This window comes from Actinomadura sp. 3N407 (assembly GCF_052245875.1).
Lineage (GTDB): Bacteria > Actinomycetota > Actinomycetes > Streptosporangiales > Streptosporangiaceae > Spirillospora.
The window spans coordinates 216,454-240,599 of the sequence record NZ_JBQQBP010000005.1 but is presented as its reverse complement, the minus strand read 5'-3'; the positions used below and the strand labels follow the sequence as shown (position 1 = coordinate 240,599).

The window sequence follows — 24,146 nt, the reverse complement described above, 5'->3', positions numbered from 1 at the left end:
GCCGAACCGATACGTCCCGAAAGGAACTCCATGAGCACCGCCACCTCCCTCGCCGCCGGAACCTGGGTCGGCGATCCCGTCCATACCGACATCTCGTTCAAGGTCCGCCACATGGGCGTCGGCAAGGTCAGAGGGACCTTCGCCCTCACCTCCGCCGTCCTGACCACCGGTGACGGCGGCTCGGTGACGGCCACCATCGACGCCGCCTCGGTGCACACCGGGAACGAGCAGCGCGACCGGCACGTCCGGTCCGCCGACTTCCTGGACGTGGACAGATACCCGACGATCGAGTTCGCCTCGACCGAGGTCCGCGACTTCGACGGCGAGAACTTCACCCTGGTCGGCGAGCTGACCCTCCACGGCGTCACCAGGACCGTCAGGCTGGAGGCCGGGTTCCACGGCGCCGTCGCCGACCCGTCCGGCGGGGAGCGCACGGGATTCTCGGCGACCACCACCCTCAGCCGGGCCGCGTTCGGCGTCGACATCGAACTCGGGTTCGGCGCCGGCGGCGTCGCCGTCGCCGACACCATCGAGATCGCCATCGAGATCGAGTTCACCACCGGCGGATCGGAGCAACGATGAGCAAGGTCGTGCTGTGCATGTCGATGTCGGTGGACGGGTTCATCACCGGCCCCGACGACGGAATGGACCACGGCCTCGGCGTAGGCGGAGAACGGCTGCACGCCTGGCTGCGCCCCGGCGGCGTGGACCCGCGCTCGCACCGTCCCGCCGACGGCCCCGGCACGACCGTGTTCGACGAGCTGATGGCCACCGGAGCGGTGATCACCGGCCGGCGCACCTTCGACCACGCAGGCGGCTGGGCCGGCGACCACCACGACGGCGTCCCGATCTTCGTCCTGACCCATGCCGCCCCCAGCGAACCGGCGCCGGGACACGCGCGCTACGTCACCGGCGGCATCGAATCCTGCGTCGCACAGGCCAAAGAGGCGGCCGGAGACCGCGACATCCTCCTGCACGGCGCCGCGACCGCACAGCAGTGCCTCCGCGCCGGCCTCCTGGACGAAATGGAGCTGCAGCTGATGCCCGTCCTGCTCGGGCAGGGCCGTCGCCTGTTCGACAACATGCCGCCCGACCACATCGAACTGGAACTCCTCCGTGCCCTGGACGCTCCAGGTGTGCAGCACCTCCGCTACCGCGTGCGATCGGCGGGCTGACCGATGGCACTGATCCGCCTGTACATGACCATGTCCCTGGACGGCTTCGTCACCGGACCCCACGACAATGCGGACGCGCCTCTGGGCATCAACGGGTTCCGCCTCTTCAACTGGCTCGACCGGCGCAACGACCCGGGACCGAGCGGCCAGGTGTACGGCGAGGCGCTCGCCACCCGCGCCGTCATCTCCGGCCGCCGCACCTACGAACTGGCCGACCGCTGGCAAGGCGACCACCACGACGGCGTCCCCATCTTCGTCCTGACCCACGACGTACCGGACGACCCGCCGCCGGGCAGCGTCCACTACGTCACCGATGTACGCGCGTGCGCCGCCCAGGCCCGCACAGCGGTCGGCGACGGCGACGTCATGGTGCACGGAGCCGGAGCAGCGCAAGCACTACTACGCGCCGGAGAACTCGACGAACTGGAACTGCACGTCGTCCCCGTCCTCCTAGGGCAGGGACGACGGCTCTTCGACAACCTCCCCGCGAAGCACATCGACCTAGACCTGATCCGCCGACTGACAACACCGGACACCGAGGAGCCCACAAAACAAGTCACCCACCTGCGCTACCGCGTCCACACACCCACAACCACCTGATGCGTGTCCATGGCCACCGAGGTGGCCACACAGCCCGACACCCCACCGCCGCGGCTCCACCAAGCTCATCCAGCAGCCGAGCCAGCAGGTCCGATGCTCGGCAACCGTCACTCACCGAAGCGGCCGACCAGCCGCCGCTCCAGAGCGATGCGCGCACGTCGTGCGGCGGCCACGGCGTCTCCACGTTGCTCACGAAAGCGGACTGACACGCCAGCGTGTCCTTGAGCGGCGGCGCTGCGGCAATCGGCGCCGAAGCCCATGAGTTCACACAGGCCCACGGCGAATGAGTCAGCGAAGCCCGCCGCCCACTTGTTGATCGTGTTGAACGTCGCCGGAGCGACCACCGCGCGAGGTCACTCGTCGGCGGGAGCTACGCCGATTGGGCAGGAGAGGCCGGCGCCGCCTATGCCGCAGTAGCCTCCCGGGTTTTTGTGGAGGTACTGCTGGCGGTAGCGCTTCGTCCGAAGCCATAGCTTCGCCGTGCGGTCAGGCGTCACAGAGTGCATTCAGCCACTTCCAACTATCCTACTCCTGGTAGTACAATTAGATCATGGCCGAGACTCGTGACATCGCGAAGCCGCGCAAGCGAAGGCGTCGTCCGCCTGCTTCAGGGACGGAGCAGCGGGTGTTGGAAGCGGACGCAAGCGAAAGCCATGGCAAGACCGTGAAGAAGTCGGTCACGCTGCGCGAGTCCGTAGTAGAAGAGATCGAGGCCCGCACAGGAGTACGCGGCTTCTCTGAGTTCTTGAACGCCGCGGCCGAGCGCCACTTGGCCCTCCTCCAGGCTCAGGAGATCGTGGACGATCACGTCACCCGCCACGGAGAGTTCACACAGGAGGAACTGGCAGAGGCAGAGGCCGCATGGCGCGGCGAGTGACCAGGCCGGCTCCCCTGATCGGTCCGGCATTCGTGTTGGACGCGCAGGGCCTGTCGCTCCTGGTCGACGATGACCGCCGCACGACAGCGCGCTTGGAGCTGGCGGTGCGGGAGGAATTCGTGCCCGTTATCAGTGCTGTCACCATCGTCGAGCAGCGTCGCGACGGACAGGCGGGCAGGCGGCTCGCATGGTTGCGCTCCAGGCTCACCATCATTCCTGTCACCGCGGAACTCGCGGACGCGGCTGCCGCCCTGCTGAACTCCACGGGCCTCTCCGGCCACGACTGTGTCGTGGACGCCCTAGTGGTGGCCACTGCTGCCAGCGCCACCGGTCCTGCGAAGGTCGTTTCCAGCGACGGCTCCCACATTCCCGCACTCTGCAAGGATGCCAGCGCCAACCGCCCCTCACCAGTGGACTGGCTCCGAGTCTGACCACTGCTTGATCTACTCGGTCGTGGCCACGCCTACGGGGCAGGAGAGGCCGGTGCCGCCGATGCCGCAGTAGCCTCCCGGGATTTGTGGAGGTACTGCTGGTGGTGACTTCGTTCTAGGCCATAGAACGGAGCTTCCGGTGAGCGTTACCGAGCGTGACATGATCCCCGTCGTCTCCTACGCGCGTATCTCTGCCGACCAGGAACGAGACGAACACGGGATCCAGCATCAGCACAAGTTCAAGGGCGCCGCTTCGCGTCGCCGCCCTGGCGCGGTGTCCGAGGCTGTCACTACTGTGCGGTGCATTGAAGTCGGTCTGAGTACCCTTCGCGGGTCCGCGGCTTAAGGGGGGTGGGTGAAAGTAGGCTCCCGGACTTGTCTCGGAGTCCGAAAGAAACCCAGTGACCCCACCCCCCTCCTTCTTACGCGTGTCTAGTGCCGCAGGCCGGTTCCGTACTTGCGCGGGGACCCCTCGCGGGGCCTCGCGACGGGCCATTGCGGGCAGGCAGGTGCCGCCCGTCCGCCGGTCAAGGCCACGAGGCCCCGCCTGTCTGCTTCGGGGGGAAGGAGACAGGCGGGGCCGGAGGGCGACGAGCAGCGGCCGAACTCCCCAGCAGGGCCACGCGCGTCACCATCAGGACGAGGAGCAACCCCAGAGCCCTCCCACGGGGCCATCCCTCATGTGGGCTACCAGGGTGCCGGGGAACATGCGGTGCTTGAGAAGGGCGTCAACCTGATCGGCCGCCGCGATGGCATCGCCGCAGGGAGCCAGATAGCCCCGCCGTCCGCGTTCAGCAGCGTGGTAGCCCCACGCGCCGCCGGGACGGCCAGGGCGACGACACCGAGGCCGACGTGATCGTCGGGGCCGCTGGCGTAGACCCACAGCACCGGCAACGGGAAGCCCTGCGAGCGGTACAGTCGCACCAGGCGCCAACCACGCGGCTCCAGAGCCACGGCCAGCAGGTTCAGGTACTTCTCGGCTGTGGCGCCGCCCCGAAGTGTCCGCCAGCGCAGCACGTGGCGCTCTACCTGGACGCTTATCGGGCGCACTTGGCACACGTCGTTTCTGCCTTTCATGATCGGCCGCGTGCCCCGGACACCTGCGAAGGGGAGGCAGCGGGGACGAACTTGGATTGAGGCCACGGCCAGGCCGCCGGGTTCTCGATCGCTGCCCGAAGCTCACGAGGGTTGGCCGCTTCCACCAGCCGCGCCCCATTCGATGACGGCACCATGGCCCACCACGCGCCCGTGGCCTGCCCATACCAGGTCACCACTCCGGACGAGGAGCGCCTACCCACCGGCTTGCGCGGCGAGCCTGCCCTTCACCGCCACGACCACATCGGGGATGTGCGCGTCATCGGCCGCGGCGATCGCACCGCCACCGGCAAACGCGAACCACAACTCACCGCCGCAGACCGCCCGCTGATCACACCGCACCACCACCGGCGACCCGGACGCGGCCGGAACCGACAGCACCGGGTCCGACTCGGCCACCTCCACCGCGTACCCATGCGACTTGAGAGCCCGTGCCAACGCCCAGACGCGCAGTCGTCGAGCCTCCGTAACCTCGGTTGTCTCGGCCATGGACTGTCCTTTCAACAAGCGCCGGGATGGACTGGAGTAGCCGCAGCGGTTGCCGATCAAGGTTGACCCGCGACGCATGCCGTGCTTTCCATGGCTCTGAGCCTGTCTTTCTCGCCGGATCTCTCAGAGGCACCAGCCAGGGGGCCAGGGAGGGGCCAGACTTGAGGGAGGAGGGGGCCAACGTGGGCGATGCGAAGCGCAAGCGGTTCGGGGCGTACCTTGCACGGTCGCGCCGAGACACAGGCAAGAGCCAGCGACAGTTAGCGGAGATGCTCTGCCGTATCTCTGGGACCGCCTCTGTGACGCGTCATGAGGTCAGCCGATGGGAACGCGGCGAGCGTGTTCCTGATGTCTGGCTCCCCGCTCTTGCGACCGCACTGCGCGTGCCGCTTGACAACCTCCAAAGGGCGGCAGCCCATGCGCGAGGCGAGGATATTGGCACCGAGTTGCGCAGTCCGGCCGAGGCACTCGCCTACTTCCTGCCCGATCACGCCGTCGAGCTTGGCCCCCTGGCGAGCAACACCGGGCGCCGAGTCGGAGCCTCTACGGCGGCCGCCCTTGCAGACCGGGCCCATGGCCTACGACTCGCAGACGACGTCATAGCCGGTGGCGATCTACTCGCCCCCGCGCTCAGAGAGCTGGACGGAGCCGTCCGGCTCTACCGAGAGACGACGCATTCGGAAGAGACCGGCCGCTCCCTTCTCAGCAGCATCGGCGAGATAGCCCAGATCGCGGGATGGATCGCCAGCGACGCAGGCGAGCACGACCAGGCGGCACGCGCCTACCGGCTCGGAGTCTCGGCCGCCCGCGAAGCCGGAGACCTCGCCCTGGTCGGCAACCTCGCTGGAAGCCTCGCCTACCAACTCTCCAACACCGGACACGAAGACGACGGCCTGAGCCTCGCCCACGCCGCCCTAGAAGAGGCAGGCCCGGACGCACCGGCTAAGGCCCGTGCGCTCTACCTTGACCGAGTCGCATGGGCGCACACCAAAGCGGGCGACGCCCAACCCGCGATGCGCGCTCTCGCCGAGGCCCACGAAGCCATGACCACTGAGGACTCGCAGCAGTCCCCCGACTGGGCTTACTGGGTCTCCCTCGAGGAACTCGACGTGATGGACGCCCGCGTCTACACAGAACTCCGGAAGCCGTTGCGCGCCGTCCCGCTCCTGCAAGAGGTGCTCAGCCGGTACGACTCGACGCACACTCGCGAGCTGGCGCTCTACCTCTCGTGGCTAGCCGTCGCCCTGGCGGACGCGAATGAGCCGGAGGAGGCTGCAAAGACCGCGCGGCGGATGCTCGACCTCTCGGCGGACTCCGCCAGCGACCGGACGGCCCAGCGAGGCCGCATCGTCCTCACGAAGCTGGAGCCGTACCGAGACATCCCCGAGGTACGCGAGGCACTCGACACGCACGCGGCCTAAAGGTCGTTCCAGCAGGTCAGCACTTACTCGGCAGGCGCGACGCCCACGGGACAGCTCAAGCCGGTTCCGCCGATGCCGCAGTATCCTCCGGGGTTTTTATTGTCCGAGAGGTACTGCTGGTGGTAGTCCTCGGCGTAGTAGAAGTCGGTGGCCTTTGTTATCTCGGTGGTTATGGGGCCGTGGCCGGCTTTGGTGAGGACTTGCTGGTAGGTGTCGCGGGAGGCTTCGGCGGCCTTCTGCTGGAGGTCGGTCCTGTGGAAGATGGCTGAGCGGTACTGGGTGCCGATGTCGTTGCCCTGGCGCATGCCCTGGGTGGGGTCGTGGGACTCCCAGAAGACGCGGAGTAGGTCTTCGTAGGAGACCTTGGTGGGGTCGTAGACGACTCGGACGGTTTCGGTGTGGCCGGTTTGGCCGCTGCAGACTTCTTCGTAGGTGGGGTTCGGGGTGTAGCCGCCCTCGTAGCCGGAGGCGGTGGAGATGACGCCGGGGGTCTGCCAGAACTTGCGTTCGGCGCCCCAGAAGCAGCCGAGGGCGAACTCGGCGATCTCGGCGCCGTCCGGGTAGGGCGGGGCCAAGGGCGCGTCGAGGACCTCGTGGCGTGGTGGCACCGGGATGGGCTCGTCCCTACCGGGGAGTGCCTTCTCCGGAGAGACCATCTGGGTCTTCGCAAAGCCGAACATGTCTTCAGGTTAGCTCGCGGCCGGAAGCGGTGTCTGAGCGCGGGTTGAGCGGTTAAAGTGCCGGACGTCGTTGCCCGGGTTCGGAGGAGTCACATTGCGTCTGGTCAGCCTCGCCGTGTTGGGATCCGCACTTGTCGTGGCAGGGGTGCTGGCCCCGGGGTCGGATGAGGCGACCGGGCAGGACGGCGTCGTGGTGGAGCCGGACGTGGTGCGGCCAGGGCAACGGGTGGAGATCTCGGTTCCCGGTTGTGTGAGCGGGGGGCGCGGGGTGACGTCCGAGGCGTTCGCGCGGCGGGCCAAGGACGGCGCTGCCACGGTCAAGCGCGAGGTAGAGCCTGGCGCGTACACGGTTGTCGCGTGGTGCGGGGGGCAGCAGGTGACCGGTCAACTCGAGGTCGCCGGACGACTCTCCTGGCCCGCCCTTCTGCCGGCGGACAGGTAGGAAGCGCTGAATGGGCAGTGGTTCCTTGCCGAACTAATGATCGATTCTTTCGGAGTCGAATTTAGGTCGAAGAGTCGCGCTTCATCTTCTGACGCTTTGCTTGTGAGTGATGCAAGTCACGCACAAATTGTCATATTTCCTACCAAAAGGATGCTTGTTTTCGTTAAATGATCATGTGATACTCCACTCGAACCCGGCAACTAACCCCATCTCACTACAAATCACCTAGGTCGCCTGATCGATGCTCTCGGGTCTCCCGCCACCCGGACTGCCCGCGTCACCACGTCAAAGGGGTCGAAGATGGCCGTCGATGTCGGCACCCGGTTCGCTCGCAAGGCTCGCACGTTGCCACTCCGCCACCTGCCGAGGCTGGTGCGGGATCCGCTGCCGACGTTCGAGCAGATGGGACGTGAGGCGAACGGCGAGATCGTCCGGGTGAACATGGGCCCGTTCCGCCCGTACCTGATCACCCACCCCGAGCACCTGCAGTACGTCCTGCGCGACAACGTCGACAACTTCCGGCGCGAGGGCATGATGTGGAAGCCCCTCGGCCGGCTGGTCGGTGACACCTCTGACCTGGGTGCGTCCTGGAACGTCCGGCGCAGGGTCTACCAGAACCTGCTCTCGGGGCCGAGCACCGCGCTGATCGCCGAGGATATGGCCGCCACCATCGCCGAGGCCGTGAACGAGTTGGGCGAACGTGCCGCGGGGGGACGGCGCGTCGACGCCTACGGTGAGATGACCCGGATCGTCTACCGCACGATCATCCGTGTCCTCATCGGCGACCGGATCCAGGTGTCCCGGATCGACGAACTCGGCGAAGCGATGGTGACCGCGACGACCTCGTCGTTCCGTGCGCGGATGCTCATGCCGTTCGTTCCCTTCTCAGTGCCGCTCCCGGGAGACCGGACCTTCAACCGCGCCGTCAAGGCCGTGGACGACCTCATCTTCCCCATCGTCCACGAGGCGCGTGCCCGCGAGGACGACGGCAGCCAGGACGTCGTATCGAGGCTCATCCACGCACGTGACGAGAACGGCGGGGCGCTCGATGACCAGGCGGTCCGCGATGGCGTCGCCGGGTTGTTCGTGGCGGCGACGGATACGACGGTGTCGATCCTGACGTTCCTCTGGGCGGCGCTGGACGCTTATCCGGACGTCCGCACCAAGCTCTACGACGAGATCGACAGGGTGGTGGGGGCGGGCCCGGCCTCGTTCGACCACGTTGCAAAGCTGAGCTATACCAAGATGGTGCTGCACGAGGCACTTCGCCTGTACTCCGTCGCCTGGATCACCCCACGGGTCGTGCGCGAAGACGACGTCATCGACGGAGTCCGGCTCAAGGGCGGCTCGACCATCGCCATCAGTCCATTCCTCACGCACCGGCTGCCGGACGTCTGGCCCCAACCGCACGTCTTCGACCCGTCACGGTTCGAGTCCGACCGCTCAAGGCACCGGTTCGCCTTCATGGCCTTCGGCGGAGGACCCCACCAGTGCGCGGGGCGCGTCTTCTTCTTCATTGAGGCGCCACTGATCCTGGCCACGCTGCTCAGCAAGTTCCGCCCGGTGCTGGAGACCCCGCACCCGATCGAGCCTCGTGTGGACATCACGCTGAAACCGCGTGAGCGTGTCAAGATCACACTTCAGCCTGTACGGCACTGAGCCGACACGCCACTCCGCCGGGTGGCATCTGGAACGAACTAATTCTGGGATGGTCTCCACGATGGAAAATACCGATTTCATCGGCCTGCCAGCCGCCACCCCGAGCGGCGCGATATGTGCGGTGGCGGGTCAGGCGGCACGGGAAACGCAGCAGTGGGCGGAGCAATATGGCCGCCTGTTCTCGGCCAAGCCCTTCGACCCCACGCTCTATAACACGGTCTGCCTCTGCACAGCGTTCAGTGCGCCGTGGGCGAAGAGCGCCGACCTGCGGATGACCAACCGCACCGCGATCTGGGGCTTCGGCGTGGACTGGCTCATCGACTACGTGGCGACCTCACGGGCCGAGGTGGAGGACATAGTCACCGGGTGCCTGGCCGTCGCGGACGGTGAGCCCCCGGCCGATGACGACCTCATGCTCTCGCTCGCCGACATTCGTGACGGGCTCTCGTCGTCCCCCGCGTTTCCGATGCTGCTGCCCGTCTGGAGAGACCAGCTAGCGCGTTTCCTGCACGCCATGGCACGCGAATGGGACTGGCGCGCCGACGGCGATGGAAAGGATAACCGCCCCACGCTGGCCGACTATCTCGATAATTCAGATAATTTCGGCTTTTCTTTTGCGTTCATATCGCATTGGATCTTCACCAGTCCACCACCGTCGGACGCCGACATCGCGGCGATCCAGACGGCGAGCTGGGCCGCCCAGCGAGCGGGACGGCTGATCAACGATCTCGGCTCCTATGAGCGTGACGTCGAATGGGGCGACCTCAACGCCCTCATGCTCGACGTCGGGCCGGAGGAGATCGACCGGCAGGTCACCGAACTCACCCGGCGGTTCCGGGAGATCGCCGTGCCGCTGCGCACCTACCATCCGCGGCTGTCCCACTACCTCGAACGGCAGATCGACTTCTGTGTCGGCTTCTACGGAGGAACCGACTACTGGGGGGCGTTGTGAGCATCGGTCCGTGCGCCCAGGCGGCGAAGACCGCTACGGAGTCCACGGGCGACGCCTCCACGGTCACGGCGGGCCAGGAGCTGCTGGCAGAGCTGGTCGCCCGCCCTTGGGGGCAGGTGTCACCGTCGGTCTACGAGACCGGCAGGCTGGTCTCCCTCGCCCCCTGGCTGGCCGGGCACAGCCGGCGCGTGCGGCACCTCCTGGAAGCCCAGCGCCCCGACGGCCTCTGGGGGGCGCCTGCCGGCTACATGGTCGTCCCGACCCTTAGCGCCGTGGAGGCGATGCTCGCCGTCCTGCGGAGCCATGCCAACGGCTACCCGGATGGCATCACCGGCTCGGACGCCGAGGTGAAGGCGGCGGAACTGGCCGGCAGGCTTAACCGGGTACTGCCCATGCTGGCTCGCCGGCTGGCGGACATGCCCGCTGCGGCCCTGCCGGACATGCCCGCCAACGACCTCATCACCAGCTCCCTGATCGAATCGATCAACGATCACCTCGATTCCCTCCGGCCGCTGCCGGCGTCCGGCCTCGACCCGGCGGTCCATGACAGGCACCTGGGCCGCCCGAGGGGGCTGGACGGGACGAGACTGGCCAAGGTCCGGGCCGCTCTCAGCGCCGGAGTGAGCGTCCCGGAAAAGGTGCTGCACGCCTTGGAGGTCGCGAGCGAGCTCGCGAGAGGGGCGCGCACGATCCGTCCGGGCTCCATCGGCGCGATCGGCGCATCACCCGCCGCCACCGCGGCATGGCTCGACGGACGCGCAGCGCGTGATGCCAGTCACCCGGCGCGGATCTTCCTGGAGGCCGTCGTGGACGAGCACGCCGGTCTGGCTCCGTGCGGCATTCCCATCACCGTCTTCGAGCGCGCCTGGGTGCTCGGCACGCTGGCGCGGGCCGGGGTCGAGGTGCACGTGCCGGCCTCGCTCGTGAAGGAGCTCGGTGCCGCGCTCGGACCGGGCGGGACTCCGGCGGCGGAAGGACTCCCGGCGGACGCCGACACCACGTCGGCGACCCTGTACGCCCTCGGCCTTCTCGGCGCCCCGCGGCCGCCGGACGTGCTGTGGCCGTACGAAACGGAGACGCATTTCTGCACCTGGCCGGGCGAAGAGGGCTTCTCGGTGACCGTCAACGCCCATGTCCTGGAGGCTTTCGGCCAGTATCTCCATGCCGTCGGCCAGGGTGAGTCGCCGCAGACCGCGGCCACCGAAAGGTACGTGGCGACGGTCGACAAACTTGTGGCCCTGCTGAGCGACCAGCAGGAGGCGGACGGGACCTGGACGGACCGGTGGCATGCGTCCCCCTACTACGCCACCATGTGCTGCGTTGTCGCCCTCGACCGCTTCGGCGGCGAGAAGGCCGCGCCGGTGATCCGCCGGGCACGCGAATGGACGCTGGCGACTCAGCGGCCCGACGGGTCGTGGGGACGCTGGGAAGGGACGGCCGAAGAGACCGCGTACGCATTGCAGATCCTGCTGTCAGATGAGCACGTTGGCGGCATGTGGGATACGACCGGAAGGTATAAGAAATCTGTAACCCTGGGCTGTAAATTTCTCCCCGCCCCGGACCGGCCGGATCCCGGCACCTTCGAGGGGCCGGCGCTATGGCACGACAAGGACCTCTACCTGCCAGCCGCGATTGTCCGGGCGTCGCTCCTGGCAGCACAGCACCTTGCGAACAAACGCGGCCTTAGACCCGATTCGCACTAAACGCAACGTTGCACTGTGTTTCCTATCTCACATTGCAAGATGGCAATGGCGTAAATTTCTGCTGATGGGAACAAAGTACATCATCTGAGCCCGCAACGTTGCTAAGGTACTCCGCGTGCGCTCGCGACGCCCCCCTGTCGCGCTGCGCGCCTGGACACCAGCGGCCCGGCATCCGTCACTTCGATGGTCCGCCGGGCGCTCGGGAACTCGTTGAGGACAGGTTGATGCGCTTCCGCAACTCACGTCTGCGGACGAAAATTGCCGCCCTGCTCGTGTCGCTCGCCGCGCTCTGGGTCTTCGCCGCGTGGGTGACCATGCGCGAGGGGCTGAATCTGCTCACTGTCAGCACACTCGACCAGAATGTCACCCGGCCCGCCGTGACACTGGTGACGGAGTTGCAGCAGGAACGCAGGCTCACGATGATCTATCTGGGCAGCCCGAGCGGCCAGCAGCGCGCAGCGCTGGACGCGCAGCGGCAACGTGTGGACGCCGCTGCGGCCACATACCGTGAGGGAGTCGCCAGCGGCTCCGTGGCATGGATGGCCAGTGGCAACACCGAGAAGAGCATCAAGGAGTCACTCAGCCGCCTGAACGCGCTCACCGCCGGCCGAAGCGCCATCGACGCGCGCTCGCTGGACCGGAGCCGGGCGGCCAAGCCCTTCGACGACTTCATCGACGTCGCCTTCCGCCTTTACAGTTCGGCCGGAAGCGTGGACGACGAGGCCATCGCCAAGGACAGCCGCACACTCAACGCCCTGACCCGCGCCAAGGAGATCCTCTCCCGTGAGGACGCGCTCCTCGCGGGCGTGCTGGCGGCGGGGCGCTTCACGCCGGCCGAACACGCCCAGTTCACCCAGCTGGTGGGAACGCAGCGGTTCCTCCACCAGGAGGCGGCGGCCCAGCTTCCCCAGGCGGACCGCGCCCAGTACGGACAGGTGCTCAAGAGCGGCGAGTACGTGCGGCTGCGCACCTACGAGGACCGCGTGATCCAGAGCAGGACGGCGGGGGGAGCCCACCTCAGCCCCGAGGAGTGGCAGTCCTCGATGCTGACGGTCCAGAAACAGCTGGAGCAGGTGGTTCTGGACGGGGGCGACAGGCTCCTCGAACGCGCCAAGCCGATGGGCTATGGGATCGTCATCCGGCTGATGCTGGCCGGTGGACTCGGGCTCATCGCGGTCATCGCGTCCATCATCGTCTCCATCACCACCGCTCGGGCGCTGGTCCGGCAGCTGGAACGACTGCGCGGCGCCGCCTGGGAGCTGGCCGAGCAGCGGCTGCCCGGCGTCGTCGAACGGCTCGGCCACGGCGAGAAGGTGGACGTCGCGGCCGAAGCGCCGCCGCTGCAGTTCGGTGCCGACGAGATCGGGCAGGTGGGACGCGCGTTCAACGCCGTCCAGGAGACCGCGATCCGCACCGCCGTCGAGCAGGCCGAGCTGCGCCGCGGCATCCGGGACGTCCTGCTCAGCCTGGCCCGCCGTACCCAGACCCTGGTGCACCGGCAGCTCACCATGCTGGACACCATGGAGCGCCGCCGCGACATCGACGTCAAGGAGCTGGAGGAGCTGTTCCGGCTCGACCACCTCGCGACCCGGATGCGGCGCAACGCCGAGAACCTCATCGTGCTGTCCGGCGCGCTGCCCGCCCGCGGCTGGCGCAACTCCGTTCCGATGGTCGACGTCGTCCGCGCCGCGGTCGGTGAGGTCGAGGACTACACCCGCGTCACCGTCCTGCCGTTCGCCCCGGTCGAACTGGCCGGGCGCGCGGTCGGCGACCTCACCCACCTGCTCGCCGAGCTGATCGAGAACGCCGTGTCGTTCTCCCCGCCCGACACCGTCGTGCAGGTCGGCGGGCACCTCGTCGCCAGCGGCTTCGCCATCGACATCGAGGACCGCGGGCTCGGCATGGCCGACGAGAAGCTCAACGAGATCAACGCGCGGATCGCCGACCCGCCCGACTTCAACCTGCAGAGCTCCGTCCAGCTCGGACTGTTCGTGGTCAGCAAGCTCGCCGAGCGCTACAACGTGCAGGTCTCGCTGAAGCGTTCCGCCTACGGCGGCACCACCGCCGTCATCGTCATCCCCCGAGACCTGATCGTCGAACAGGGCCCGGCGCCCTCCGCGGTCGGCGCCACCACCCAGAACGGCCTGGAGGTACGCCAACCCGCCACGGTCGGCGCCGCCGCGGGCGGACGCTCCGCGTCGTCCGGTTCCACGGCGACGTCCTCCCCGTCGTCCACGGGCCCGCAGCCCTCCGGGCCCGCGTTGGTGGCGGTACCCCCGCCCGCGTCCGAGCCCTCCGCGCAGCCGCCGTTCCCCCCCGACGAGAACGGCGCCGCGGCACAGGACCCCTCCGCGGAGCAGGACGCTCCCGGTGGAACCAAGGCAGACCCGCCCGCGAGGCATGGCGTCGTCCCCGCGGACGGTACCCGCTCCAGAGAGGAGCCCGCCCCCGGAGACGGCGGGCATCCCGAAACCTCACAGCCGGAGGACCAGCCACCCGTGCCCGATATCTCCACCACACCGTCCGGCCTCCCCGTCCGGGTGCCGCAGGCGAACCTGGTCGAGCCTCTGCGTACCGAGGAGCGGACCGTCGCCGTGGACCAGGAGGAGGAGCAGGACGACCCCGGCCGCTCTCCTGAGGAGATCCAGCGGATCATGGGCTCCTATCAGCGCGGCTCCAAGCGGGGCCGCCTGGAAGCGGCGGACTCCCTCAACAAGCAAGCGTTGGAAGGCGAGGAAGGTCAGTGACACAGAAGACCGGTTCTTCATCCGATCTGGGCTGGTTGCTGGATGACCTGATCCACCGACTGCCGCACACCCGATCCGCGGTCGTACTGTCGGCGGACGGCCTGCTGATGGCGTCCGCCGAGGGCATCAGCCAGGACGACGGGGAGCATCTCGCCGCCGTCGCCGCGGGGATCCAGAGCCTCGCCAAGGGCGCCGGCGTCCGTTTCGGCGGCGGACCCGTCCGGCAGACGATCGTCGAGATGCAGTCGGCGTTCATGCTGGTGACGGTGGCGGGCAAGGGCGCCTGCCTCGCCGTCCTCGCGGAGGAGGACGCCGACGTCGGCCTCATCGCCTACGAGATGGCGATGCTCGTCACGGCCATGGGCCACCACCTCACCTCCCCGTCACGGTCGGAGTCCCCCGCGGAGGGAGACTCGCAATGATGCCCCCCGAGGACCCCCAGGAACACTGGCCGGACGATCCGACGACGCGCCCGCCCACCCACGACCGGCTACTCGACGAGAACGCCGGCCCGATGGTGCGGCCGTACGTGATGACGAGCGGCCGCATGGAGCCGACCCGCGGGAAATTCGACCTCATCACCCTGGTGGTGGCGGTGGGCCCCGAACCGGAGGGCGCGATCGGCCTCGGTCCCGAGCACCTTTCCATCATCCAGCTGTGCCAGTCGGTGATGTCGGTGGCCGAGATCACCGGCCACCTCGACCTTCCCGTGGCGACCGTGCGGGTGATGCTCGGCGACCTGCTCGACAAGGGTTTCGTCTCGATGCAGGAACCGGAACCGGAAGCGGACATGCACGACATCAGGCTCTACAAGGCGGTGATCGATGGTCTCCGGGCCCTCTAACGCCGGGGGCGGACGGCACGACGTGCGCGCCCGCAGGAGGCTCCCCACGGCGGTCAAGATCGTGATCGCCGGCGGTTTCGGCGTCGGCAAGACCACGATGGTCGGCACGGTCTCCGAGACCCAGCCGCTGCGCACAGAGGAGATCCTCACCGACAACAGCGTCGGCGTCGACGACGTCTCCGGCGTGGAACGCAAGGACACCACCACCGTCGCGATGGACTTCGGCCGCATCACGATGCAGGAGGAGTACGTCCTGTACCTCTTCGGCACCCCGGGCCAGAAGCGTTTCTGGTTCATGTGGGACGAGGTCTCCCTCGGCGCCCTCGGCGCCGTCGTCCTCGCCGACACCCGCCGGCTGTCGGACTGCTTCCCGTCGGTCGACTACTTCGAACGCCGCAACACCCCGTTCGTCGTCGCCGTCAACTGCTTCGAGGGTGCCCAGCGCTACGACCTGGCGGAGATCCAGATGGCCCTCAACCTGGGCCCCAAGGTTCCCGTCATGCTCTGCGACGCCCGCAGCCTCGATTCGTGCAAGCAGGTCCTCATCGACCTAGTCCTGCACGCCATGAAGTCGCGCGGCCTCACCGAGGGAGCCGAACCCCAGAACGCGTAAGCGCGGGGCCGTTGCGGTGTCGACCGCCGCAACGGCCCTTCCAACATCATGCGCAAACGGGCGGGGGTGCCTACGCCAGCCGTCGCACCGGCCACGCGACAACCCAGGTATCGCGATCGCGTCCGAAGGCAGTTTCTCGCTCCGCTCGAAACCGATCGCGCAGCGAGCCGGAGCGATGCAGCGATCGCACCGCAGTTCCCGCCGAAGGAGGGCCCCAGGCCGGGGGCCGACTACACGACGCCAAGGGAACTGCTATCCGGTACGAGAGACCACGTAGTCGCAGAGGCCGGTGAAGGCGTCGCGGGCGGGGATGGCGGGGAGGGTGAGGAGTTCGGTGCGGGCGTCCTCGGCCCAGCGGCGCAGGTCGGCGCGGGCGCGGTCCATGGCGGGGTGGGCGCGCAAGAGGGTGAGGGCCTCGCCGTGGAGGGCGTCGTCGGAGAGGTCCTGGACGAGGAGTTCGCGGAGGCGGGCGTCGTCCGGGCCGGAGCCGATACCGGCGAGGACGTGGTGCATCGGGAGGGTGCGGATGCCTTCGCGGAGGTCGGTGCCGGGGGTCTTGCCGGATTCCTCGGTCTCGGAGGCGATGTCGAGGATGTCGTCGGACAGCTGGAACGCGACGCCGATCTTCTCGCAGGCCGAGGTGACGGTGTGGACGACCTGGGAGGGCGCGCCGGACAGCAGGGCGCCGAATTGGCCGGAGACGGCGATGAGGGACGCGGTCTTGTCGGCGACGACCCGGAGGTAGTGATCGAGCGGGTCGGTGTCGGGGCCGGGGCCGACGGTCTCCTGGATCTGGCCGCGGACGAGCCGGGCGAACGCGCGGGCCTGGACGCGGACGGACTCGGGTCCGAGGTCGGCGAGCAGGTCGGACGCGCGGGCGAACAGGTAGTCGCCGGTGAGGATCGCGACGGTGTTCGTCCAGCGGGAGTTGGCGGACTCCTGGCCGCGGCGCACGGTGGCCTCGTCCATGACGTCGTCGTGGTAGAGGGTGCCGAGGTGGGTGAGTTCGACGACGACGGCGGCGGGGACGACGCCGGACGCGGCGGGGTCGCCGAAGTGGGAGGCGAGCAGCACCAGCATCGGCCGGAACCGCTTGCCGCCCGCTTCGACGAGGTGCTGTGAAGCCTCGGTGAGCAGCGCGTCCTCGCCGCGGACGCAGTCCATGAGCATCTCCTCGACGGTGGCCAGGCGGCGCCTGGCGTCGGCCGCGAGGGCGGCGTCGACGGGAAGCCCGAACGGGCCGGTCTCCACTACGGCCGGCCCGCGGGACTTCTCAGCGAATGGGTGGCTCACCCAGGACTCCCTACCGGACGAACATGTCGGTCGTGGCTTGTCCCGCAAGGTCCAGAATGGGTTGTGGGAGCACGCCGAGTACCACAGTAGCCGTCACGCCGACCGCGACCGCGACCGCGGTCGCCGGCCCGGCCACCACGACGGGCCCGTCGGGGTCGGGTTCGCTGAAGAACATGACGACGATCACGCGGACGTAGAAGAACGCGGCGACGGCGGAGGCGATGACGGCGACGACGACGAGCGGTGTCGCGCCCTCCTCGACGGCCGCCTTGAACACCGCGAACTTCCCGGTGAATCCGCTGGTGAGGGGGATGCCGGCGAACGCCAGCAGGAAGAAGGCGAACACGCCGGCGACGACCGGGGAGCGTTTGCCGAGCCCGGCCCAGCGCGACAGGTGGCCCGCTTCGCCGCCCGCGTCCCGCACCATCGTGACGACGGCGAACGCGCCGACGGAGGCGAAGCCATAGGCCAGCAGGTAGAACAGGGTGCTCGACAGGCCGTTCGGGGACGCGGCGATCACGCCGAGGAGCAGGAAGCCCGCGTGCGCGATGGAGGAGTAGGCCAGCATCCGCTTGATGTCGGTCTGGGTGATCGCGATGATCGACCCGACGACCATTGTGAGAATGGCCACACCCCACATGAAGGGCTGCCAGTCCCATTCGAGGGTCTCGAACGCGACGTAGTAGACGCGTACGATCGCGCCGAACGCGGCGACGACGGTGCAGGACGCCATCAGCGCCGTGATGGGGGTGGGGGCGCCCTGGTACACGTCCGGCTTCCACATGTGGAACGGGACGCCGCCGAGCTTGAACAGCAGCCCGACCGACAGCAGCGCGACGCCCGCGAGGAGCAGGGTCTCGTTGCCGGCGTCCTTGGCGATCTGTGCGGAGATGTCCGACAGCCGCACCGATCCGGCGTACCCGTACAGCAGCGCGACCCCGTACAGGAAGAACGCCGAGGAGAACGCGCCGAGCAGGAAGTACTTGACGGCGGCCTCCTGGGACAGGAGGCGCCGCCGGCGGGCCAGCCCGCACAGCAGGTACAGCGGCAGCGACAGCACTTCCAGCGCCACGAACATCGTGAGCAGGTCGTTCGCCGCCGGGAACATGATCATGCCGCCGACGGCGAACATCATCAGCGGGAACACCTCGGTCTGGGTGACTCCCGCCTCGGTGGTGCGCTGCTCTGCCTCGCTGCCCGGCAGCGCGGACGCCTGCGCGGCGAAGTGCCCCTCGACGGCGCCGGCCCGGCCGTTGCCGCGCTCGGCGATCAGCAGGAGGCTGACCAGCGCCAGCACCAGGATGGTGCCCTGCAGGAACAGGGTGGGGCCGTCCACGCCGATCGCGCCTTCGGCGGCGACATGGTGCGGGTTCTCCCGCCATCCCAGCACGATCGTCCAGGCGAAGGCGGCGGCGAGGCCGAGGAACGCGATCGGAACCTGCGTGGCCCAGCGCCTGCGCCGGCCGACGAACGCCTCGACGAGCACGCCGAGGATGGCGGCGCCGAAGACCAGCAGCATCGGGGCGATCTGCCCGTATTCGATGTGCGGCGCGGGGATGTCACCCCCCTGCGCGAGGACCGCGCTCACCTGACTGCTGGTGCTCATGGACGGGCTCCGTTCTCGGCGACGTTACCGGTGATGTCCGGCGCCGGGTCCTGTCGGTCGACCCGGGCCTGCGTCTCCTTCACCGACGGGTTGATCACGTGCAGCACCGGCTGCGGGAAGAAGCCCATGACCACGATGATCGCGATGATGGGGGCGACGGCCCACTTCTCCCGGGCGTTCAGGTCCTTCATGCCCTCGACGGCGGGCACCTTCGGGCCGCCCATGGTCCGCTGGTACATCCACAGGACGTAGATGGCGGCGAGGACGACGCCGGTGACGGAGAGCGCGCCGGCCCACTCGTAGCGGCTGAACGTCCCGACGATGACGAGGAACTCCGACACGAACGTGGACAGGCCCGGCAGTGACAGCGCGGACAGGCCGGCGATGAGGAACATTCCGGCGAGGACGGGCGTGACCTTCTGCATGCCGCCGTAGTCGGAGATCCGCGCCGACCGCCGCCGCACGATCATGAAGCCGACGATGAGGAACAGGGCACCGGTGGAGAAGCCGTGGTTGACCATGTACAGCGCCGCACCGGACTGTCCCTGCGACGTCATCGCGAAGATGCCGAGGACGATGAACCCGAAGTGGGAGATCGACGTGTAGGCGATGAGGCGCTTCATGTCGACCTGACCGATGGCGAGGATCGCGCCGTAGATGATGCTGAACACCGCGAACGCCAGCACGGCCGGGGTCGCCCACTTGGACGCGCCCGGGAACAGCTCCAGGCAGAACCGGAGCATCCCGTACGTGCCGACCTTGTCCAGGACGCCGACGATCAGCACCAGCGCGCCGGGCGGGGACTGCTGCGCCGCGTCCGGCAGCCACGTGTGCAGCGGCGCCATCGGCGCCTTGATCGCGAACGCGATGAAGAAGCCGAGGAACAGCCACTTGGCGGTGGCCGGGTCGATGTTCATCCGCGACAGCTCGTCGAACATGAACGTGCCGCGGCCGAGCCCGCCCTCGTCGACCGACCTGGCCGACAGCGGGTACAGCCAGATGACCGCGACGAGCATCAGCAGCCCGCCGAACAGCGAGTACAGCAGGAACTTCACCGCGGCGTAGGAGCGCTGCGCGCCGCCGTAGTACCCGATGATGAAGTACACCGGGATGAGCATCGCCTCGAAGAAGACGTAGAACAGGAACACGTCGGTCGCGGCGAACACGCCGATCATCGCCGCTTCGAGCGACAGCAGCAGCGCGAAGTACGTCTTCACCGACCGTTTCGCCGGGACGTCCACGCCGCCGGACCGGTCCGCCTCGCTCCACGACGCCAGCATCACCAGCGGGACGAGGACCACCGACAGAAGGATCAGCACCAGCGCGACGCCATCGACGCCGACCGCCCAGTGGACCCCGAACTCCTTGATCCACCAGTACTTCTCGGTGAACTGGAAGCGCGGCCCGCCCGCGTCGAAGCCCGCCGTCATGACGCCGGCGAGCACGGCGACCACGATGGAGACGCCGAGCGCGAACTGCTTGACCAGCGTCTCCCGCTCGCGCGGGATGACGATGAGCAGCAGCGCGCCCACCAGTGGCAGCGCGATGAGGACGCTCAGCCAGGGAAAGTCGCTCATGAAACGTTCACCACCAGGAGCGCGGCCACTACTAGCGCAGCTCCGGTCGGACACGGTATCGAGAGTGCGTTCACGAAACGTTCACCACCAGCAGAGCGGCCACTACTAGCGCAGCGCCGAAGGTCATCGAGAGTGCGTAGGAACGGGCGAAGCCGGTCTGGACGCGGCGGAGCCGGCCCGAGGTGCCGCCGATGCCGGCGGCCGTGCCGTTCACGGCGCCGTCGACGCCGCGTCCGTCGAACCAGACCGCGAGCCGGGTCAGCCACTGGCCGGGACGCATCAGCAGCGACTCGTTGAGCGCGTCGCCGTAGAGGTCCTTGCGGGCGGCGACGGTGGCGAACGAGCCCTTGGGCGCCTCGCGCGGCACCTTCCGGCTGCCGTACTGCCGCCAGGCGATGGCCGCCCCGATGATCATCAGCACGACGGTCGCGATGCCGGGTGCGGTGATCCAGGCGAACTCGTGCTCGTGCTCGGGCGCCCCGACGACCGGCTCCAGGAAGTGGCCGAACCCGCCGAGGATGAGGAACCCGCCGGCGGCGACCGAGCCGACCGCCAGCAGGAGCAGCGGCACCGTCATGACCTTGGGCGACTCGTGCGGGTGGACGTCGTCCGCCCAGCGCTTCTCACCGAAGAACGTCATGAACATCACGCGCGACATGTAGTACGCGGTGATGCCGGCGCCGAGCAGCGCGCACGCGCCGAGGATCGTCCCGTGCGTGCCGCCCTCGTTGAACGCCGCCTCGATGATGCCGTCCTTGGTGAACCAGCCGGACAGCCCGGGGAACCCGATGATCGCGAGGTAGCCGAGACCGAACGTGGCGTAGGTGATGACCATCATCGAGCGGAGCGCGCCGTAGTGGCGCATGTTCACGTCGTCCTTCATGCCGTGCATGACGGAGCCGGCGCCGAGGAACAGCCCGGCCTTGAAGAAGCCGTGCGCGATGAGGTGCGCGATGGCGAAGACGTAGCCGGCCTTGCCGAGCCCGGCGGCCAGCGTCATGTAGCCGATCTGCGACATCGTCGAACCGGCGAGCGCCTTCTTGATGTCGTCCTTGGCGCACCCGATGATCGCACCGAAGAGCAGCGTGGCCGCGCCGACGATCGTCACCACCAGCTGCGCGGTGTCGGACATCTCGAAGATCGGCCCGGCCCGGACGATCAGGTACACGCCGGCGGTCACCATCGTCGCCGCGTGGATGAGGGCCGACACGGGGGTCGGGCCCTCCATCGCGTCCAGCAACCAGGACTGCAGCGGCAGCTGCGCCGACTTGCCGCACGCGCCCAGCAGGAGCAGCAGCCCGATCGCGGTGGCGGTGCCGGTGCCCAGCTGGGACGCCATGCCGACATGCTCGGCGCCGGTGCCGAGGACCGGCTCGTAGTCGATGGTGCCGAACGTGGCGAAGATCAGCGCGATCGCGATGATCAGCCCCATGTCGCCGACGCGGTTGACGACGAACGCCTTCTTCGCCGCGGTCGCGGCGGTCGGCTTGTGCTGCCAGAACCCGATCAGCAGGTAGGAGGCGAGGCCCACGCCCTCCCAGCCGAGGAACATGATCAGGAAGTTGTCACCGAGCACCAGCAGCAGCATCGCCGCGACGAACAGGTTCAGGTAGGCGAAGAACTTGCGCCGCTCGGGGTCGTCGGCCATGTAGCCGACGGAGTAGATGTGGATGAGCGAGCCCACCCCGGTGATCAGCAGCACGAAGCTGATGGACAAGGGGTCCACCAGCAGGTCCATGCCGACCTTGAACGTGCCGACGTCGATGAAGTCCCACAGATGCAGGCTGCGGCGCCGCTCCTCGGCGCCGTATCCGAGCATCTGGACGAACATGGCCGCGCCGAGCGCGAACGACGCGACCGGCATGGTGACGCCGAGCAGATGCCCCCACCGGTCGGTGCGCTTCCCCCCGATCAGGAGGATCGCGGCGCCCGCGAGCGGGAGCGCGACGAGGAGCCAGGACGCGGCCTGGATGCCTTCCGCTTTCATCCCAGCCTCTCAGTACTTCAGCAGGTTCACGTCGTCCACCGACGAGGACCTGCGGGTCCGGAAGACGGTCATGATGATCGCCAGGCCCACCACGACCTCCGCGGCGGCCACCACCATCACGAAGAAGGCGATGATCTGACCGTCCAGGTTGCCGTGCATGCGGGAGAACGAGACGAACGCCAGGTTCGTCGCGTTCAGCATCAGTTCGACGCACATGAACACCACGATCGCGTTGCGGCGCACCAGCACGCCGAGAGCCCCGATGGTGAACAGGATCGCCGAGAGCGCCAGGTAGTGCCCCGGACTCATTGACCAGCCTCGCCTTCACGTTCGTTGCCGCCCGCCCGGCCGCCGGTACCGCCACCGGCATCGCCGGCGCCGCCGGTGACCTGCGTCCCGGACTTGACGACGCGCGACTCGGCGTCCGCGTCCTCGGCTTCGTCGGTGACGGCCTTGACGTCCCGGACGTTCCGCTCGATCGCCTCTTCCGGGGTCGCGCCGTGCAGGTCGACGTGCCGCTCCGACGTGTCGACGCGGGCGGCGATGATCGGGTTGACCGACAGCTCCGACGGCGTCCCGTCGGGCAGCAGCGCCGGCATGTCGACGGCGTTGTGCCGGGCGTAGGTGCCGGGGCCCGGCAGCGGGCCGGGGTGGTCGCCGGACAGGAACCGTCCCTTGGACAGGTCCTTCTGCGTCGGCTTCGGCTCGGTGCGTTCCCGGTGCGCCAGCACCATCGCGCCCAGCGCCGCGGTGATCAGCAGGGCGCTGGTCGCCTCGAACGCGAACACGTACTTGGAGAACAGCAGCCGGGCCAGGCCGATGACGTTGCCTTCGGCGTTGGCCTGGTTCAGGCCCGCCGAGCCGCCGAGCGCCGCGTTCGCGAGACCGGCGCTCAGCAGGGCGATGAACCCGATCGTGGCGATCAGCGCCCAGAAGCGCTGGCCCCGGATCGTCTCGACGAGCGAGTCGGTGGAGCTCACCCCGACCAGCATCATCACGAACAGGAACAGCATCAGCACCGCGCCGGTGTAGACGATCACCTGGACGAACGCCAGGAACGGGGCGTTCTGGATCGCGTACAGCGCGGCGAGGGAGAGCATCACGGTCGCCAGCAGCAGCGCCGAGTGCACCGCCTTCCGCATGAAGATCATGCCGACGGCGGCGCCGACCGACACGACGGCCAGCAGCCAGAAGAAGAACGGCTCACCGGACTGCTTGTCGGCGACCTCGGCGGCGAGGACGTGCGCACCCGAGATGGACGCGTTCACTTGCCCTCACCCCGCTTACGGGACTTCTCGCGCTTGCCCGCCTTCTCGCCCTTGGCGGCCTTCTCGTCCTTGGCGGCCCTTTCCTTCGCGACGGCCTGGTCGAGGCTCGCCCGCCCGCCGTCCTCGGAGGGAATGGTCGGAGCCGAAGGCGATCCGGGGGGCGCCGGGGCCCGTCCGCCCTCGGACGGGGCGGCCGGTGCCGCCTCCTCGGGCTGGAGGCCGAGGCGGTAGTAGTCCTCCTCGGTGTCGCCCAGCCGCATCTCGTGCGGCGGCGTCTCCATGCCCTCGCGCAGCGGCGCCAGCAGCATCTCCTTGGTGTAGATCAGGCTCTCGCGGCTGTCGTCGGCGAGCTCGTACTCGTTGGTCATCGTGAGCGCCCGCGTCGGGCACGCCTCGATGCACAGCCCGCACAGGATGCAGCGCAGATAGTTGATCTGGTAGATGCGGCCGTACCGCTCGCCGGGCGAATAGCGCTCGTCGGCGGTGTTGTCGGCTCCCTCGACGAAGATCGCGTCGGCGGGACACGCCCAGGCGCACAGCTCGCAGCCGATGCACTTCTCCAGACCGTCCGGCCACCGGTTGAGCTGGTGCCGCCCGTGGAAGCGCGGGGCGGTCGGCTTCTTCACCTCGGGGTACTGAACGGTCTCGCTCTTCATGAAAATCTGGTGGAACGAGACCCCGAACCCC

The 24,146-nt window shown here is 68.4% G+C and carries 24 protein-coding genes and 2 pseudogenes; 14 read left to right on the top strand and 12 right to left on the bottom strand.

Translation table 11 applies throughout. From position 1 onward, the window contains the following. The first annotated feature begins 30 nt into the window (after window positions 1–30). From ACTWPP_RS14620 to ACTWPP_RS14610, 3 genes are read left to right on the top strand one after another with little or no spacing between them, the layout of a single operon-like run. The gene (locus ACTWPP_RS14620; protein ID WP_443104777.1) at window positions 31–582 is read left to right on the top strand and encodes a YceI family protein; all 552 of its coding nucleotides are present in this window, start codon (window positions 31–33) and stop codon (window positions 580–582) included. Beyond that, complete coding sequence (locus tag ACTWPP_RS14615) at window positions 579–1,175, top strand: dihydrofolate reductase family protein (RefSeq protein ID WP_443104776.1); 597 nt, start codon at window positions 579–581, stop codon at window positions 1,173–1,175. The genes ACTWPP_RS14620 and ACTWPP_RS14615 overlap by 4 nt, the downstream gene beginning before the upstream one ends. Window positions 1,176–1,178: 3 nt before the next feature. Then, complete coding sequence (locus tag ACTWPP_RS14610; protein WP_443104775.1) at window positions 1,179–1,775, top strand: dihydrofolate reductase family protein; 597 nt, start codon at window positions 1,179–1,181, stop codon at window positions 1,773–1,775. A 107-nt stretch (window positions 1,776–1,882) separates the two neighbouring features. Here ACTWPP_RS14610 and ACTWPP_RS14605 read toward each other — a convergent pair whose 3' ends face one another. Further along, complete coding sequence (locus tag ACTWPP_RS14605; protein ID WP_443104774.1) at window positions 1,883–2,119, bottom strand: hypothetical protein; 237 nt, start codon at window positions 2,117–2,119, stop codon at window positions 1,883–1,885. Window positions 2,120–2,325: 206 nt separating this feature from the next. On the opposite strand from ACTWPP_RS14605, the gene ACTWPP_RS14600 reads away from it, so the two are divergent. Together ACTWPP_RS14600 and ACTWPP_RS14595 are read left to right on the top strand one after the other, a co-directional pair. Then, window positions 2,326–2,652 (top strand): hypothetical protein, encoded by a 327-nt coding sequence (locus tag ACTWPP_RS14600; protein WP_443104773.1) that lies wholly within the window; start codon window positions 2,326–2,328, stop codon window positions 2,650–2,652. Beyond that, window positions 2,637–3,083, top strand: coding sequence for a hypothetical protein (locus ACTWPP_RS14595; protein WP_443104772.1), 447 nt, complete (start codon window positions 2,637–2,639; stop codon window positions 3,081–3,083). The genes ACTWPP_RS14600 and ACTWPP_RS14595 overlap by 16 nt, the downstream gene beginning before the upstream one ends. 12 nt (window positions 3,084–3,095) lie before the next feature. Here ACTWPP_RS14595 and ACTWPP_RS14590 read toward each other — a convergent pair. The 3 genes and pseudogenes from ACTWPP_RS14590 to ACTWPP_RS14580 form a co-directional block, all read right to left on the bottom strand. Then, window positions 3,096–3,214: pseudogene (locus ACTWPP_RS14590) on the bottom strand (peptide-methionine (S)-S-oxide reductase MsrA); the annotation flags it as partial. A gap of 556 nt (window positions 3,215–3,770) precedes the next feature. Further along, a complete protein-coding gene (locus ACTWPP_RS14585) occupies window positions 3,771–4,133 on the bottom strand; it encodes a hypothetical protein (protein WP_443104771.1) in 363 nt (120 codons plus the stop codon). A gap of 240 nt (window positions 4,134–4,373) precedes the next feature. Next, the gene (locus ACTWPP_RS14580; RefSeq protein WP_443104770.1) at window positions 4,374–4,667 is read right to left on the bottom strand and encodes a hypothetical protein; all 294 of its coding nucleotides are present in this window, start codon (window positions 4,665–4,667) and stop codon (window positions 4,374–4,376) included. Window positions 4,668–4,849: 182 nt separating this feature from the next. On the opposite strand from ACTWPP_RS14580, the gene ACTWPP_RS14575 reads away from it, so the two are divergent. Then, window positions 4,850–6,088: a helix-turn-helix domain-containing protein gene (locus tag ACTWPP_RS14575; RefSeq protein ID WP_443104769.1), complete on the top strand. Its 1,239-nt coding sequence runs from the start codon at window positions 4,850–4,852 to the stop codon at window positions 6,086–6,088. Between the two features lie 23 nt (window positions 6,089–6,111). Here ACTWPP_RS14575 and msrA read toward each other — a convergent pair whose 3' ends face one another. Beyond that, complete coding sequence (gene msrA / locus ACTWPP_RS14570) at window positions 6,112–6,768, bottom strand: peptide-methionine (S)-S-oxide reductase MsrA (protein ID WP_443104768.1); 657 nt, start codon at window positions 6,766–6,768, stop codon at window positions 6,112–6,114. A gap of 94 nt (window positions 6,769–6,862) precedes the next feature. Here msrA and ACTWPP_RS14565 point away from each other — a divergent pair, with 94 nt between their 5' ends. The 8 genes from ACTWPP_RS14565 to ACTWPP_RS14530 all read left to right on the top strand — a co-directional run bounded on the left by ACTWPP_RS14565 (window position 6,863) and on the right by ACTWPP_RS14530 (window position 15,728). Beyond that, on the top strand, window positions 6,863–7,210 hold the full coding sequence (locus ACTWPP_RS14565) for a hypothetical protein (RefSeq protein WP_443104767.1): 348 nt from the start codon (window positions 6,863–6,865) through the stop codon (window positions 7,208–7,210). Window positions 7,211–7,510: 300 nt separating this feature from the next. Then, on the top strand, window positions 7,511–8,869 hold the full coding sequence (locus tag ACTWPP_RS14560; RefSeq protein ID WP_443104766.1) for a cytochrome P450: 1,359 nt from the start codon (window positions 7,511–7,513) through the stop codon (window positions 8,867–8,869). A 61-nt stretch (window positions 8,870–8,930) separates the two neighbouring features. After that, window positions 8,931–9,821: a terpene synthase family protein gene (locus ACTWPP_RS14555; RefSeq protein ID WP_443104765.1), complete on the top strand. Its 891-nt coding sequence runs from the start codon at window positions 8,931–8,933 to the stop codon at window positions 9,819–9,821. Window positions 9,822–10,102: 281 nt separating this feature from the next. After that, the gene (locus ACTWPP_RS14550) at window positions 10,103–11,524 is read left to right on the top strand and encodes a prenyltransferase/squalene oxidase repeat-containing protein (protein WP_443105109.1); all 1,422 of its coding nucleotides are present in this window, start codon (window positions 10,103–10,105) and stop codon (window positions 11,522–11,524) included. Window positions 11,525–11,748: 224 nt separating this feature from the next. Next, window positions 11,749–14,271, top strand: coding sequence for a nitrate- and nitrite sensing domain-containing protein (locus ACTWPP_RS14545; RefSeq protein WP_443104764.1), 2,523 nt, complete (start codon window positions 11,749–11,751; stop codon window positions 14,269–14,271). After that, entirely contained in the window at window positions 14,268–14,693 is a 426-nt protein-coding gene (locus ACTWPP_RS14540; protein WP_443104763.1) for a roadblock/LC7 domain-containing protein, read from the top strand. The genes ACTWPP_RS14545 and ACTWPP_RS14540 overlap by 4 nt, the downstream gene beginning before the upstream one ends. Continuing rightward, entirely contained in the window at window positions 14,690–15,115 is a 426-nt protein-coding gene (locus ACTWPP_RS14535; protein WP_443104762.1) for a DUF742 domain-containing protein, read from the top strand. Before ACTWPP_RS14540 ends, ACTWPP_RS14535 begins: the two co-directional genes overlap by 4 nt. Next, the gene (locus ACTWPP_RS14530) at window positions 15,096–15,728 is read left to right on the top strand and encodes a GTP-binding protein (protein WP_443104761.1); all 633 of its coding nucleotides are present in this window, start codon (window positions 15,096–15,098) and stop codon (window positions 15,726–15,728) included. Before ACTWPP_RS14535 ends, ACTWPP_RS14530 begins: the two co-directional genes overlap by 20 nt. Before the next feature lie 252 nt (window positions 15,729–15,980). On the opposite strand, the gene ACTWPP_RS14525 is transcribed toward ACTWPP_RS14530, so the two are convergent. The 7 genes and pseudogenes from ACTWPP_RS14525 to nuoI all read right to left on the bottom strand — a co-directional run. After that, the gene (locus ACTWPP_RS14525) at window positions 15,981–17,021 is read right to left on the bottom strand and encodes a polyprenyl synthetase family protein (RefSeq protein WP_443104760.1); all 1,041 of its coding nucleotides are present in this window, start codon (window positions 17,019–17,021) and stop codon (window positions 15,981–15,983) included. A gap of 10 nt (window positions 17,022–17,031) precedes the next feature. Beyond that, window positions 17,032–18,627: an NADH-quinone oxidoreductase subunit NuoN gene (nuoN, locus tag ACTWPP_RS14520; RefSeq protein WP_443104759.1), complete on the bottom strand. Its 1,596-nt coding sequence runs from the start codon at window positions 18,625–18,627 to the stop codon at window positions 17,032–17,034. Next, window positions 18,624–20,204, bottom strand: coding sequence for an NADH-quinone oxidoreductase subunit M (locus ACTWPP_RS14515; RefSeq protein WP_443104758.1), 1,581 nt, complete (start codon window positions 20,202–20,204; stop codon window positions 18,624–18,626). Before ACTWPP_RS14515 ends, nuoN begins: the two co-directional genes overlap by 4 nt. A gap of 70 nt (window positions 20,205–20,274) precedes the next feature. Beyond that, entirely contained in the window at window positions 20,275–22,191 is a 1,917-nt protein-coding gene (gene nuoL, locus ACTWPP_RS14510) for an NADH-quinone oxidoreductase subunit L (RefSeq protein ID WP_443104757.1), read from the bottom strand. Between the two features lie 9 nt (window positions 22,192–22,200). Further along, window positions 22,201–22,500: an NADH-quinone oxidoreductase subunit NuoK gene (gene nuoK, locus ACTWPP_RS14505; protein ID WP_117401203.1), complete on the bottom strand. Its 300-nt coding sequence runs from the start codon at window positions 22,498–22,500 to the stop codon at window positions 22,201–22,203. After that, window positions 22,497–23,459: an NADH-quinone oxidoreductase subunit J gene (locus ACTWPP_RS14500; RefSeq protein WP_443104756.1), complete on the bottom strand. Its 963-nt coding sequence runs from the start codon at window positions 23,457–23,459 to the stop codon at window positions 22,497–22,499. The genes nuoK and ACTWPP_RS14500 overlap by 4 nt, the downstream gene beginning before the upstream one ends. Window positions 23,460–23,650: 191 nt before the next feature. Continuing rightward, window positions 23,651–24,115: pseudogene (gene nuoI / locus ACTWPP_RS14495) on the bottom strand (NADH-quinone oxidoreductase subunit NuoI); the annotation flags it as partial. Window positions 24,116–24,146 lie beyond the last annotated feature (31 nt).

Excerpts from the sequence above, each read along its gene's own strand:
- ACTWPP_RS14530 (WP_443104761.1), top strand. The coding sequence starts at position 15,096 with ATGGTCTCCGGGCCCTCTAACGCCGGGGGCGGACGGCACGACGTGCGC.
- ACTWPP_RS14600 (WP_443104773.1), top strand. The coding sequence starts at position 2,326 with ATGGCCGAGACTCGTGACATCGCGAAGCCGCGCAAGCGAAGGCGTCGT.
- ACTWPP_RS14515 (WP_443104758.1), bottom strand. The coding sequence starts at position 20,204 with ATGAGCGACTTTCCCTGGCTGAGCGTCCTCATCGCGCTGCCACTGGTG.
- ACTWPP_RS14545 (WP_443104764.1), top strand. The coding sequence starts at position 11,749 with ATGCGCTTCCGCAACTCACGTCTGCGGACGAAAATTGCCGCCCTGCTC.
- ACTWPP_RS14595 (WP_443104772.1), top strand. The coding sequence starts at position 2,637 with ATGGCGCGGCGAGTGACCAGGCCGGCTCCCCTGATCGGTCCGGCATTC.
- ACTWPP_RS14550 (WP_443105109.1), top strand. The coding sequence starts at position 10,103 with ATGCTCGCCGTCCTGCGGAGCCATGCCAACGGCTACCCGGATGGCATC.
- ACTWPP_RS14560 (WP_443104766.1), top strand. The coding sequence starts at position 7,511 with ATGGCCGTCGATGTCGGCACCCGGTTCGCTCGCAAGGCTCGCACGTTG.
- nuoN (WP_443104759.1), bottom strand. The coding sequence starts at position 18,627 with ATGAGCACCAGCAGTCAGGTGAGCGCGGTCCTCGCGCAGGGGGGTGAC.
- msrA (WP_443104768.1), bottom strand. The coding sequence starts at position 6,768 with ATGTTCGGCTTTGCGAAGACCCAGATGGTCTCTCCGGAGAAGGCACTC.
- ACTWPP_RS14580 (WP_443104770.1), bottom strand. The coding sequence starts at position 4,667 with ATGGCCGAGACAACCGAGGTTACGGAGGCTCGACGACTGCGCGTCTGG.
- ACTWPP_RS14615 (WP_443104776.1), top strand. The coding sequence starts at position 579 with ATGAGCAAGGTCGTGCTGTGCATGTCGATGTCGGTGGACGGGTTCATC.
- nuoK (WP_117401203.1), bottom strand. The coding sequence starts at position 22,500 with ATGAGTCCGGGGCACTACCTGGCGCTCTCGGCGATCCTGTTCACCATC.
- ACTWPP_RS14610 (WP_443104775.1), top strand. The coding sequence starts at position 1,179 with ATGGCACTGATCCGCCTGTACATGACCATGTCCCTGGACGGCTTCGTC.
- nuoL (WP_443104757.1), bottom strand. The coding sequence starts at position 22,191 with ATGAAAGCGGAAGGCATCCAGGCCGCGTCCTGGCTCCTCGTCGCGCTC.
- ACTWPP_RS14555 (WP_443104765.1), top strand. The coding sequence starts at position 8,931 with ATGGAAAATACCGATTTCATCGGCCTGCCAGCCGCCACCCCGAGCGGC.
- ACTWPP_RS14620 (WP_443104777.1), top strand. The coding sequence starts at position 31 with ATGAGCACCGCCACCTCCCTCGCCGCCGGAACCTGGGTCGGCGATCCC.
- ACTWPP_RS14535 (WP_443104762.1), top strand. The coding sequence starts at position 14,690 with ATGATGCCCCCCGAGGACCCCCAGGAACACTGGCCGGACGATCCGACG.